Annotated in this window: 12 protein-coding genes; 5 read left to right on the plus strand and 7 right to left on the minus strand. The window is 62.8% G+C overall.

The window, feature by feature from the left end:
- The first annotated feature begins 169 nt into the window (after positions 1-169).
- Positions 170-1444, plus strand: a complete 1275-nt coding sequence (locus tag P5W99_RS31590; protein WP_434666255.1) for a TniQ family protein — start codon at positions 170-172, stop codon at positions 1442-1444.
- A 242-nt stretch (positions 1445-1686) separates the two neighbouring features.
- Here P5W99_RS31590 and P5W99_RS31595 read toward each other — a convergent pair whose 3' ends face one another.
- Both P5W99_RS31595 and P5W99_RS31600 read right to left on the minus strand, forming a co-directional pair.
- Positions 1687-2034, minus strand: coding sequence for a helix-turn-helix domain-containing protein (locus tag P5W99_RS31595; protein ID WP_434666257.1), 348 nt, complete (start codon positions 2032-2034; stop codon positions 1687-1689).
- A 615-nt stretch (positions 2035-2649) separates the two neighbouring features.
- Complete coding sequence (locus tag P5W99_RS31600) at positions 2650-3297, minus strand: LysE family translocator (RefSeq protein ID WP_421028501.1); 648 nt, start codon at positions 3295-3297, stop codon at positions 2650-2652.
- Positions 3298-3632: 335 nt separating this feature from the next.
- Here P5W99_RS31600 and P5W99_RS31605 point away from each other — a divergent pair, with 335 nt between their 5' ends.
- Positions 3633-3863: a hypothetical protein gene (locus P5W99_RS31605; protein ID WP_421028781.1), complete on the plus strand. Its 231-nt coding sequence runs from the start codon at positions 3633-3635 to the stop codon at positions 3861-3863.
- 134 nt (positions 3864-3997) lie between these two features.
- Here the strand turns inward: P5W99_RS31605 and P5W99_RS31610 are convergent, their stop codons facing one another.
- Entirely contained in the window at positions 3998-4879 is an 882-nt protein-coding gene (locus tag P5W99_RS31610) for an aldo/keto reductase family oxidoreductase (RefSeq protein ID WP_421028502.1), read from the minus strand.
- 146 nt (positions 4880-5025) lie between these two features.
- Between P5W99_RS31610 and P5W99_RS31615 the strand changes: the two genes are divergently transcribed.
- On the plus strand, positions 5026-5976 hold the full coding sequence (locus P5W99_RS31615) for a LysR family transcriptional regulator (protein ID WP_421028782.1): 951 nt from the start codon (positions 5026-5028) through the stop codon (positions 5974-5976).
- Between the two features lie 30 nt (positions 5977-6006).
- On the opposite strand, the gene qhpG is transcribed toward P5W99_RS31615, so the two are convergent.
- Positions 6007-7356 carry a flavin-dependent monooxygenase QhpG gene (gene qhpG, locus P5W99_RS31620; RefSeq protein ID WP_421028503.1) on the minus strand — a complete coding sequence of 450 codons (1350 nt, stop codon included), beginning with the start codon at positions 7354-7356 and terminating at the stop codon, positions 6007-6009.
- Positions 7357-7768: 412 nt separating this feature from the next.
- Positions 7769-8047, minus strand: a complete 279-nt coding sequence (locus P5W99_RS31625; protein WP_421028504.1) for a hypothetical protein — start codon at positions 8045-8047, stop codon at positions 7769-7771.
- Positions 8048-8428: 381 nt separating this feature from the next.
- Here P5W99_RS31625 and P5W99_RS31630 point away from each other — a divergent pair, with 381 nt between their 5' ends.
- Positions 8429-9115, plus strand: coding sequence for a DUF4410 domain-containing protein (locus tag P5W99_RS31630; RefSeq protein ID WP_421028505.1), 687 nt, complete (start codon positions 8429-8431; stop codon positions 9113-9115).
- A 27-nt stretch (positions 9116-9142) separates the two neighbouring features.
- Here P5W99_RS31630 and P5W99_RS31635 read toward each other — a convergent pair whose 3' ends face one another.
- Positions 9143-9847 (minus strand): glutathione S-transferase N-terminal domain-containing protein, encoded by a 705-nt coding sequence (locus P5W99_RS31635; protein WP_421028506.1) that lies wholly within the window; start codon positions 9845-9847, stop codon positions 9143-9145.
- Between the two features lie 100 nt (positions 9848-9947).
- On the minus strand, positions 9948-10661 hold the full coding sequence (locus tag P5W99_RS31640; RefSeq protein ID WP_421028507.1) for a dienelactone hydrolase family protein: 714 nt from the start codon (positions 10659-10661) through the stop codon (positions 9948-9950).
- A gap of 211 nt (positions 10662-10872) precedes the next feature.
- Here P5W99_RS31640 and nfsB point away from each other — a divergent pair, with 211 nt between their 5' ends.
- Positions 10873-11526, plus strand: coding sequence for an oxygen-insensitive NAD(P)H nitroreductase (gene nfsB, locus P5W99_RS31645; protein WP_421028508.1), 654 nt, complete (start codon positions 10873-10875; stop codon positions 11524-11526).
- The last annotated feature ends 26 nt before the right edge of the window (positions 11527-11552 follow it).

Below are 11552 nucleotides of genomic sequence, written 5' to 3' on the forward strand. Positions count from 1 at the left end.
AGAAGCACGTCAGGCGTCAGTGCAGTTTCCAGTCGTCCAGACGCTGATCTGGATGCCATTTGCAGAAGCATGCGCTTCTCCTGGCAGTCGCGTGTATGCATCAATTTCTTGCATTTATTATGATCGTGTAATATCGTAAATCAACATTTTATGTTGCAAGATGGGCCGCATGGATATCGAGATGGCCACCGAAGTTGGCGGACGTGCAGAGCAACTCAGTAGCTTCGCGCTGAGATGCGCGGAGCGCCTGTCCGTTCCATTTCGCGACTTCTATCGCGAACTTGTTGCGCCGCTCGTCTATGAAGGACGACGCTTGCCAGACGTGCCGAAAATCCCTCTCCGTGGAACAGTGGACGGCATGCTGCAGGTCGCGGATCTTTGGGCGAAGGCGATGAACTCGCTCATGAACCGCTCAGATCTGCGGCGATTGACGCTTCTGCCGTGGCGTCAATCGCTCGCACCAAGGGCTTTGGTGCGGACACACCGCGCATGGTGTCCTGTCTGTCTTTATGAATTCGCGGGTCAGGGGGGGATGGTGTACGAGCCCCTTGTATGGCGGGTCTGGGATGTGGTCGTTTGCCCGCATCATCGCGTGCATCTTGAGATTGAGTGTCCGTATTGCGGGCGGGGCCGCCAGCCATCATTCGGGAACTGTGCCAGAGTTGGCTGCTGTCGCGGATGCGGAAAGTGGCTAGGGAGAATGATTCCGGAGGAGTCAACGTCTATCGGCGAGATGGACATGTTTCTTTCGCGCACCGTTGAAGATGCATTGTCGCTGTCCAACGTCAGAGACAACATCAATATCATCTCCTCGGACGTGGCAGTTCATGCGCTAAGGGATATCTTTTTTTGCGGTTCCTCTGCGCAGATGGGGCGCGCATTAGGAGTCGCGCAGAGGCAGGTCGGACACTTTGCCGATGGTAGATATCCGGCCCCGCTACAACTGTTCGTTCGTGCAAGCTACGCGACGGGGGCGACCATGGAGCAGATCTTTGTCACTAACAAGTTTGACGTGGGGGCCGGTGTGAGGAAAGAACCGCATTTTGAGGTTAAACAAACCGTCTCGCGACGGCTGCAGTTGGGTGTTGATCTTGTGACGCGGCTTAACGATGCACTTGCAGAGGGGGGGGAGTTGTCAGTAGCTGCAGTAGCGGAGGGGCTGAGTATAACAGCGACGACAGCCTGGAGGCGCGAGCGAGAGTTGGCTTCACGTCTTGCGCAGATGCATGCGGAATATATGCGCATGGAGGCGTTGGCTATGCGAGAAAAATACCAGACCAAAGTTTTCGCATTCGTCGCGGCATGTACGGCACGCGGCATCACACCGACAATACTGCAGGTCGATATGGAGTGCGGAACCGAGGGAAGTGTCTCTAGCTACAGGAAGCGCGAGATCATCAAAGCCGCAATCGCCCGAGCCGCTATGCTGGCGCAACGAACGTAGGTCTAGGGAGTTCGCCACTTTGACCGAAGGGTCGGCCGGCCAAACGCTGGCGGCCGACATGACAGCGCGTGCCTGGCTTCATCAGTCATTGCGGTGCGACGCGCAGTCGATTCGGCCGTGCCTGATGCCCGTGCGGCGTTGATTCAGCGCGATCAACCGAAGACCACTTGCCTTAAGTGGTTTACCGTTTGCGTCCCAACTGCTCGCACATCTCAAACCGAAGACCACTTGCCTTAAGTGGTTTACCGTTTGCGTCCCAACTGCTCGCACATCTCAATCACCCAACGACGGACAAATTCACGATTTTCTGGGTTGAGTTTTTTCAGCATTGCCGCGATCTCAAGCCCGTCGTCTGCCGCACGATTGGTTGTTCCGCGAACAAGGTTGTCAAGCGGAATATCAAAGACATCAGCCAACTGGATCAGTCGCTGAAGTGGTGGCAGCACAGCGCCCCTCTCAAACCGGCTTATCGTTTCCTGCTGCACGCCTATAGCTTGAGCCAACTCTTCCTGAGTGAGCCCCAAGGCTGTGCGTTCTCTCGCAATCGCTTTGCCCAAGCGTTCTTCTACTGTACTGGTGTACTTTGACATTGCCACTCGTTTTGTCTCTTTTCCACATAAAGTGTCGAGCCGCGCGCACTCGTTTGTGAAGGATGCAAGGTGATGTAAAGCGACATGCCATGAATAATTGGCGGCAATGGCAGTCCTAATGCCGACGAGCCCACGCCCCAGATTTGTCTCCGGTGGTGCCTGTGAGCCCCTCCTGGGCGCGGACTGTCGCGATCCGTCCTGATTCGGCGGAACAACGCGTTGCGCTCAAGATTACCCAGCTACCGAACACGAAATGTTCGGGCGCTGGCGGGGGTGCGATTTGATTATTTGGACGCATAGACACTTCCGGGTTCGATACCAGCATCTTTGCGCTTCAGCTCGCTTCTTCGTGTGTTCCTCAACGCCATAGTTCTCAAACGTTCGCATCTCAGTAACCGACGCGTCGGCAGCATTCACTTGCTGGGGCGGAGAAGAGCCCTTGTGCGCTTTGAGTAGCGGGAATATGTCAGGAAAGCAAAATGAAATTTTACAGTAATGTCCTACGCACTGGCATGGTGCGATTCTGCCCTCGGACAGCAAAAAGGAAGCATTTAACTCCGAACTTATAGTTTTATGGTTCCCGCGCCATGAGGCGTGGTTTTATGCTGTCTTAGCTTACTGGCGCATGAGCGCCATCATCGCGCCGAAGCCGACGAACACGCCGCCCGTCACGCGGTTGAACGCCTTTGCCACGCGACGGCTCTTGAGCGTCGCACCGATGCGCGTGCCAAAACTCGCATAGACCAGATACCAGCTCACCTCGCATACCGCGAAGGTCGTCACCAGCACGCCGAACTGGGGCAGCGTGGGACGGCTCGCGTCGATGAACTGCGGCAGCAGTGCGGCTGCGAACAGGATGGCTTTGGGGTTGCTGCCGCCGACGAGGAAGCCGTTGCGAAACAGCGCGCCCGGCGAACGCGAAATACGAGTAGCGGGTGCTTCGGTCATGGCGTCGCTGGCGCCGGCGCTGCTTTCGCTCACCGGCGAGCGCCACGCCTTCACGCCCAGATAGACCAGATAGGCCGCGCCAACGATGCGCAGCGCATTGAACAGGGTCGGCCACGCCTGGAGGACCGCGCCCAGGCCGGCGGCCGAAACGGCCAGCATCAGCACGAGTGCGGAGAGGCAGCCGCCCATGGTCGCGCTCGTGCGGCGCAGGCCGTATTGCGCGCCGTGCGACATGATCAGCAGCATATTGGGGCCAGGAATGGCGCAGACGACGAAGACAGTAGCGAGGAACAGCCACCAGGTATGGAGACTCATAGCGACAACCGGCTTAAAAAGCAAAACCTGAATTATGCCAGCCCTCGTGGACTGAAAGGGCGCAAGCGGTTAAATGATTTTGTATTCGAGACGTAGGCAAGAAGAAAAAAACGAAAGTATCGTAAGTAATTCGAAGCATTATCAACCGTTAACCATTGTCAGTTCTTGAGCGATATGATTGCCGTGCGTACCGCGCGAGCCCAGAATGCATCAACGCCCGCTGCTCTGGGCATGCAGCCTGGATGCAGGCAAGCAGCGCGCGGCAGCAACGGCCTTTAACCAGGCAAAGCCTGGCAATTTCAGGCAAACGCACTGCAATCAACCGGAGGAATCAAATGGGCATTCTTGATGAAGTGGGCAAGGTCGCGGGCGCGATTGCGGCGGTGGAAGCAACGGAAAAGGTCGACGCCGATGCCGGCTTCCTGACCAAGGCGGCCGCGGCGATCGCTGGCTTCGAGGGCGCGGGGGCGCTCGAGAAAATGGTCGAGAAGAAAGAGGACGAGAAGCAGGCCGACGACACCCAGCAAGCCGATGCAGGCGATGCGGCACAGGATTCGCAAACCTGAGTGCAACGCTCGTCGTGATTCCCGCGTGTGCCGCCTGAGTAAGCGGCACACGCGGTCGATAAGCATCGCAGAAAGCTTCTACCGCGGTCCGATGACCGCGGTTTTTTTTCGCCGTTCGAATGCTCCGACCCGGTTCATGCACCCGTTTTGCCGATTGCGTCGAGCCGCGCGAGCACTTCGCCGTTCAGTTCGAGCGTTTGCGCCTGCATGTTCTCGCGCAGATGCGCGAGCGACGACGTGCCCGGGATCAGCAGGATATTGGGCGCGCGATGCAGGAGCCACGCGAGCGCGACCGTCATCGGCGCGACGTCGAGCGACTGCGCGATCTGCGCGAGCGCCGTCGACTGGATCGGCGTGAAGCCGCCGAGCGGAAAGAACGGCACGTAGGCAATGCCACGCGTGGCAAGCGAGTCGATCAGCGCGTCGTCGGCGCGGTTCACCAGGTTGTAGTGGTTCTGCACGCAGACAATCGGGGCAATGCGCCCGGCCTCGTCGATCTGCTTCGCCGTCGCGTTGGAGATGCCGATATGGCGCACGAGGCCGCGTTCCCGCAGCGCGGCGAGCGCTTCCATTTGCTTCTCGAGAGGACCTTCGGCGGGCTTGTGGACGTCGCCCATGATGCGCAGATTGACCACGTCGAGCGTATCCAGACCCAGATTGCGCAAATTGTCCTGCACGGCACGCTCGATATCGGCGGGCTCCTGAGCGGGCAGCCACGCGCCCGTGGCATCGCGCACCGCGCCCACCTTCGTGACGATCGTGAGATCTGCGGCATAGGGATGGAGCGCCTCACGGATGATCTGGTTCGTTACGTGCGGGCCGTAGAAGTCGCTGGTGTCGAGATGGTTCACGCCGAGCGCGAGCGCCTCGCGCAGCACGGCAAGCGCCGCCGCGCGGTCCCTGGGCGGACCGAATACGCCGGGGCCGGCGAGTTGCATGGCGCCGTAGCCCATGCGGTTGACGGTGCGGCCCGCGAACGCGAACGTGCGGGAAGGTTGGCTGGACGATTGGGGCATGTCGTGCTCCTCGTGAACGGATGGCGCCAGTATGGGCGCGTTCGCGTTGTTGGATAATCCCGCCTGATCCGCACGGGTTGTTCGAAATTCCGCACAATGCGTTATGGACCCCTCGCATGGACCCCTCCGCCCGCACCCAAACCGACATGACCCACGAGAACCCTCTGCCCGCGAATCCCTCACCCGCCGCGTTCGAAATGAACGATCTGGCCGCCTTCGCCGCCGTTGCGCGCGCGGGCGGCTTTCGCGACGCGGCGCGCGCGGGTGGCGTCTCGGCTTCGAGCCTGAGCACGGCGGTGCGCCGGCTCGAGGCGAAGCTCGGCCTGCGCCTCCTGAACCGCACCACGCGCAGTGTCGCCCCCACTGAAGCGGGCCAGCGCCTGCTCGAATCGATTACGCCGCTGTTCGCCGAAATGAAAGCCGCGCTCGATGTCCTGAACGGCTATCGCGACCGTCCGGCGGGCGTGCTGCGCCTGAACGTGCCCGCCAATGTGGCGCGCAGCATTCTGCCGCCGATCCTCACGCGGTTCGTGGCTGCGTACCCCGAGATTCGCGTGGAAGTGGTGGTGGAGGATGGCTTCGTCGACGTGCTACAGGCGGGTTGCGACGCGGGCATTCGCTATGACGAGCGGCTCGAGCAGGACATGATCGCGATTCCGATCGGCCGGCGCGTGCAGCGCTTCGCGACGGCGGCGTCGCCCGCGTATCTCGCCGTGCATGGCAGGCCCACGCATCCGCGCGACCTGCTCGGGCACGTTTGTTTGCGCGTGCGTTTTTCGGGAGGCGCGATGGCGGTCTGGGAATACGCGCGCGATGGCGAGACGCTGCGCGTCGACCCGCCCGGCGCGCTCGTGGTGAAACCCGCAGCGGCGCTCGATCTCGCGATGGAGATGGCGTTGCGCGGCGCGGGCGTGATCGCACTATTCGAGGACATGCTCAAGCCGCATTTTGCAAGCGGCGCGCTGGAACCGCTGCTGCCCGACTGGTGGCCGCAGTTTTCCGGGCCGTTTCTCTACTATCCGGGCCGGCGCCATTTGCCCGCGCCGCTTCGGGCGTTTGTCGATTTCCTGAAGGCGGACGACAGCGCGCAAGCTTAGGCGACTTGGTGTGTTTTTGCCGGAGCCGTATCAGGCGAGCGCGTGCGGATAACCCTGCGCGACGAGCCACTGGCGAATCGTGTGGGCGGCGTCGGCATCGAGGGATTTAAGCGCTTCGTGCGCGCTCTCATGTGGATTTTCACGCGCGTTCTCGTGCATGAGCGCCTGAACGATGGGCGCGAGCGGCACGCCCTGGAGATGCCAGACGCCAAGTGGTTGATCGGGGCACACGACGACGTCGGCCTCGGCGATGAGATCGCCGTCGATCACCGGCGCGCGGGCGATGGCAAGCTGGCCGAAATCGGGAACCTGATGCGTGCGCTCGTCGTCCGGCCATTGGCTGCGCGCCTGCCAGAAGGGGGCTGCGCCAAAGCGCTGCTCGAGCGCGTAGACGTCGCGGCCGGTGCGGGCGAAGTGCCTGAACAGGTGCTCGATGCGTTGTTGGTGAAAGCGCAGTGCGAGATCGGCGCGCTCGGGGCGGCTAATGAGCGTGTGAATCACGGCGGGCGCCTGCAAGGCCGATGAGAGCGACTGCAAGATGCCGTTGCCCGCGAGCGGATCGACGGCCATCGCGGCGTCGCCCACACGCAACCAGTTGCGCGCGCCGGCGCGCCCGCACAGCGTGGCTGTGCTGCTGCGCGCATGAAGCCGTGCGTGCGCGCCCGTATCGCTGGCGAAAAACGCGCTCGCGAGCGGCGAGCGCCGCTTGCGAGCGCAGAATGCGAGCAGCTCGTCGCGTTGCGGCAGCTCCGCGCACGCGACGTCGAGTGTCATCTGCCAATAGCAGCGGCCGTCCGGCAGGCGCGCCATCCACGCCCAGCCGTCCTGCAGGCTTTCCACGGCCGAGCCGGTACTAGCGGCAGAGGCGGCCGCGCCTTGCCAGACGTTGAGCAGGCTCAGCGTTTGCGGGCCGCGCGTGGCGTCGCGCATGAGCGGCGCAAGCCGGCCGCGTGCCTCGACGAGAAAGTCGGCATTCAGCGAGAGCGGCCCGTCGGCGGTCTCGATCATCAGGTCGTGCGTGTGCGCCGTGGTTTGTACCGAACGCACCGCGGCCTCCACGATTTCGACGCCTGCTTCACGCAGATCGTCGCGCAGGGCCGCATCGAACGCGTGCCGGTCGACCAGAAAGTCCGCGTTGGCCGTCTGCATGGCGCCGTTCCAGAGCGTGGTGCGCACGCTCGGTCCTTGTGCGCACAGGGCGGCACGCAACAGGCCAGCACGGCGCAGTCCGCCGAGCGCGTGCAGGGAGAGGCTTTCCACAGCGTCGAAACGGCGCCGTTCGCTCACCACGGTGACCGCGTAGCCGAGCGTGGCGAGCGCGCGCGCCACGCTGGCGCCCGCCGGCCCCGCGCCAAGCACGACGATTTGCGGGGCCGTCATGACGCGAGCGGGCGCGGTTCCGCGCAGAGGCTTTCGCCAATTTGATTAGACATGCAAAGCATGTGCAAAGGATCTGGAAGCACGGCTCCGGGAGGAAGAACGTCTTGCATGCTGTCCCCCTTGAGAATGGTTGGAGTTCCGCACCTGGAAAGGTGGCGTGCGCGATAGCGCCCGTTCAATCTCGCACAGAAGCAAGGGCGAATCCATCCGGTGAACAACGCATATTGGAAAATTGACGGGAGTGTTTTCCCTGTGTTTTGACCAGGTTTTACAGTTGCGCATTCACGCTGAATAGGGCGCGAAGCGCATGATCGTTCGTTCGCGTTCGGCTCGGTATGGCATGAGCGCAGCACGATCATTCGTACTGCTGCGTTAGATGGCGTGAGGAGCGTGGCCCCGATCTATCGCCGGGTCAGTTGTTGGCCGAGCCGCCTGTTTCGTCGGCGTTTTCTAGCGCCTTGCGCTCGCGCCGTTCCTCGTTGCCGCGGCGCGCGCGCATGCGCTGGCGCGAGAGGACGTGGATGACCTCGCCCGTGCTGGCATTCTCGGGAATTTCGTTGCGGATCACGTTGGCGACCATTGGCAGGCCCTGGCGCTGGCGTCGCAGCGCGCGGGCAATTGCGCCACGGCAGACCGGTCCGTGGCAATCCCACTCGTCGCGCATTTTTCCGCAGTAACGGCATGTGTCCATGAGTTGCAGTTTAACTGGAATCGCATGACGTTTTAGGGGCACGATTCGGAGCGAAGGCCAGAGTGGACGCGTTCATGCAAGCGCGTCGTTCGGGGCGGTCAAGCCTGCTGCGCAGGCTGATCTCGGCTGCCTCCGCAACTGGCCGCCGTGCCGCACGAAACGATTCTTCGTTGACGACGGCGAGGCGAACGTGCAAGGCGCGCAGGCCGCGGGCTTGCATGCGTGCCGTTTGGTTGATGTCGGAACACTCGCGCAAGACCTGCATCGCTATGGCGCGATTGATGCGTGAGCGGACGCATGAGGATGTGACGGCCATGTGAAAAATGCATTCGGCTCCCGGCGGATAAGATAAGTGCGATCCGCTTGAATGGGGAGTCTGCGATGAAAGGTTATCGAAGCGTGTGCGTTGTGCTATGTGTGGGCTTGGGGCTCGGCGTGGCTGCGCCGGCGCTGTTCGCACAGACGAACGGCCCAGCCGCAAGCGTGCCCGCGCTGGCGCCGATCGTCTACGTGAGCGATTTTGAGCTCGACGCAGGCAGCGCGACAGCCGACCAGAATCCCGTGGATAACGCGCGCCACCTCGCGGGCAGCCTGCTGCCCCGGCCGCTCGCGCGCCGCGACGACTCGCAGGCGCATGCGCGTCAGATCGTCGAGCAGATGGCCAATACGCTGGTCGCGGACTTGCGCAAGGCGGGCGTCGATGCACGGCGCTTGCCCGCCGGCGTCGCGCCGCCCGCGCAGGGCTGGCTCGTGCGTGGCGTATTTCTCGACGTCGACGAAGGCAACCGCTTGCGCCGCACGATGGTGGGCCATGGCGCGGGTGCGGTCGAGATCGATCTGGCGGTTGCCATCGACGATCTCGCGAAGCAGGCGCCCGCGCCGCTTTACCAGGTGATCGAAACGCATTCGAGCGAGAACAAGCACGGTGCTGGCGCGGCCATTGCACTCAATCCCTACGTGGCCGCCGCAAAATTCGTGCTTGCGCGCGGCGATCAGCGCATGAGCGTCGAGCATGCGGCGGGCGAGGTCTCGGACGCCGTGTTGGCGCGCGTGAAACCCGCCCGTTAAGACCGTTTCATGACCGTTGCGCGCGCATCAATTGCGTGCGGGAATCTCCAGTCCGCGCTTGACAGCCGGACGCGCGAGGAACGCGTCGAGCGCACGCGCGACGTGACGGAAATCCTTGAAGCCGACCAGATCGCCGGCCTCGTAGAAGCCGATGAGATTGCGCACCCAGGGGAACGTCGCCATGTCGGCGATCGTATAGTGCTCGCCCATGATCCACTGGCGATTCGCGAGATGCTGATCGAGCACGCCGATGAGGCGGCGCGATTCGGCCACGTAGCGATCGCGCGGGCGCTTGTCCTCGTACTCCTTGCCGGCGAACTTGTGGAAGAAACCCACCTGGCCGAACATCGGCCCGATGCCGCCCATCTGGAACATCAGCCACTGAATCGTCTCGTAGCGCTCGCGGCCTTCGCGCGCGAGAAACTGACCGCATTTGTCGGCGAGGTAGATCAGGATCGCGCCCGACTCGAACAGCGGCAACGGTGCGCCGCCGGGGCCGTTGGGATCTATGATCGCGGGAATCTTGTTGTTCGGATTGAGCGAGAGGAATTCCGGCGAGATCTGGTCATTCGTGTCGAAGCGAACCAGATGCGGCTCGTACGGCAGCCCCGTTTCCTCGAGCATGATCGACACCTTGACGCCGTTGGGCGTGGGCAGCGAATAGAGCTGGATGCGGTCGGGATGTTGCGCGGGCCATTTAGCGTTGATGGGGAAGGCGGAAAGATCGTTCATGCGAAGTCCTGTTGCAAGGCGCCGAGGTGCGGGCGGCGTGGCGGCGCCACGGCGCATGGGCTGTGCCCGGGCGCGAGAATTTAGGGGAAACGCCGCGCGCTTAGCGCTGCGTCCACAACGTGCGGCCCCAGAACGTGAGCGTGCGATCCCACGCGCGCTGCGACCAGACCGGATCGAACTGCGTGTGCGCGATGCGGCCGGGGCCGACGGCGGTCTCGTTCGCGAATCCGTGGTAAGCCAGATAGCGGTGGAACTCGACGTTCACGCCGCCGTCGCGCAGCTTCTTTTCGAGCTCGTCGACGGTCTCGATCTTGAAGAAGCCGTCCTGCGTGCCCCAATGGCCCAGCACCGGCGCGGTGATCTTGCTCGCGTCGAGATATTCGAGCGGCGGAAAGCCGTACCACACCACGACGCCCGCGAGGTCCGGAATCATGTTCGCGGCGAGCAGCGTGAGCGCACCGCCCATGCAGTAGCCGCTCACGCCGACACGATCGGTCAGCGTCTTGAGGTGATCGACCGCGCCACGGATGTCCTGCGAGGCGGCATCGGCGAAATCGAGGCCCGTCATCAGGTGGTGTGCCTCTTCCTCTTCGACGGTGCTCTTGCCGCGGTAGAGGTCGGGCACGAGCGCGTAGTAGCCCGCTTGTGCGAGGCGGTCGGCCACGCCGCGAATCTGGTCGTTCAAGCCCCACCATTCCTGGATCACGACGATGGCGGGCGCGCCCTCGGTCTTCGCGGGCGTGGCGAGATAGCCCTGGAGCGATTGGCCATCGGGGCGATTGAAGCTGATCATGGAGCCGGCGGGGTGTGTCATGGGGTTCCTCGATGTATGGATTGAAATGCGTTGGCGAGCAACGGGCAGCCCGTAGCATAGCGCCTGGCCGTGCGCTTTGCTTGCACGTCCCATCGCACATGCTGGTAGCATACCGGCCTTGCCGCCGCCCTGGCGGCCGACGTTAGACGACTTTGTATGGGACCAGCGTCAGTGCTGAAGCACTCACTCTGGCCGGCACAGGAGAACCCAGTTGAACCTCACCCGTTTCGCGAAAGCGCGCCATGCCACCAAGGCTTTCGATTCCGCCCGCAAGATTCCGGCCGCCGTTATCGATGAACTCAAGGAACTGATCCGCTTCAGCCCCTCTTCGGTGAACTCGCAGCCGTGGCACTTCGTGGTGGCCGAAAGCGACGCGGCGCGTGCGCGCGTGGCGAAGTCCATGCAGCCGGGCTACGCCTATAACGAACCGAAGGTGATGCGCGCTTCGCACGTTCTCGTGTTGTGCGTGCGCACCGACATGGACGAGGCGCATCTGAACGCCGTGCTCGCGCAGGAAGAGGCCGATGGCCGCTTCGCGACCGCCGAGGCGAAAGCGGGCCAGCAGAACACGCGCGCCTTCTACGTGAACCTGCATCGCGAGCGCGCGGATCTGCCGGCGTGGATGGAGAAGCAGGCTTACCTTGCGCTCGGCACGCTGTTGATCGGCGCATCGACGCTCGAAATCGACGCCTGCCCGATGGAAGGCTTCGATGCGAAAGCGCTCGACGAAGAACTCGGGCTGGCCGCGAAGGGACTGACTGCGCTCGTCGTGATCGGCCTTGGCTACCGCAGCGCCGACGATTTCAACGCGAAGCTGCCGAAATCGCGTCTGGCTGCGCAAGCGGTTTTCACCGAGCTGGCGTAAGCGTTCAGCATCGCATGTCGTGCACG

The sequence above is a fragment of the Paraburkholderia sp. A3BS-1L genome (genome assembly GCF_051125215.1).
Taxonomy (GTDB): Bacteria; Pseudomonadota; Gammaproteobacteria; order Burkholderiales; family Burkholderiaceae; genus Paraburkholderia.

Bases quoted from the DNA above. Each gene is read 5' to 3' on its own strand.
- P5W99_RS31600 (WP_421028501.1), bottom strand. From the start codon at position 3,297: ATGAGTCTCCATACCTGGTGGCTGTTCCTCGCTACTGTCTTCGTCGTC.
- P5W99_RS31640 (WP_421028507.1), bottom strand. From the start codon at position 10,661: ATGACACACCCCGCCGGCTCCATGATCAGCTTCAATCGCCCCGATGGC.
- P5W99_RS31615 (WP_421028782.1), top strand. From the start codon at position 5,026: ATGACCCACGAGAACCCTCTGCCCGCGAATCCCTCACCCGCCGCGTTC.
- P5W99_RS31610 (WP_421028502.1), bottom strand. From the start codon at position 4,879: ATGCCCCAATCGTCCAGCCAACCTTCCCGCACGTTCGCGTTCGCGGGC.
- P5W99_RS31590 (WP_434666255.1), top strand. From the start codon at position 170: ATGGATATCGAGATGGCCACCGAAGTTGGCGGACGTGCAGAGCAACTC.
- P5W99_RS31625 (WP_421028504.1), bottom strand. From the start codon at position 8,047: ATGGACACATGCCGTTACTGCGGAAAAATGCGCGACGAGTGGGATTGC.
- qhpG (WP_421028503.1), bottom strand. From the start codon at position 7,356: ATGACGGCCCCGCAAATCGTCGTGCTTGGCGCGGGGCCGGCGGGCGCC.
- P5W99_RS31605 (WP_421028781.1), top strand. From the start codon at position 3,633: ATGGGCATTCTTGATGAAGTGGGCAAGGTCGCGGGCGCGATTGCGGCG.
- P5W99_RS31635 (WP_421028506.1), bottom strand. From the start codon at position 9,847: ATGAACGATCTTTCCGCCTTCCCCATCAACGCTAAATGGCCCGCGCAA.
- P5W99_RS31630 (WP_421028505.1), top strand. From the start codon at position 8,429: ATGAAAGGTTATCGAAGCGTGTGCGTTGTGCTATGTGTGGGCTTGGGG.
- P5W99_RS31595 (WP_434666257.1), bottom strand. From the start codon at position 2,034: ATGTCAAAGTACACCAGTACAGTAGAAGAACGCTTGGGCAAAGCGATT.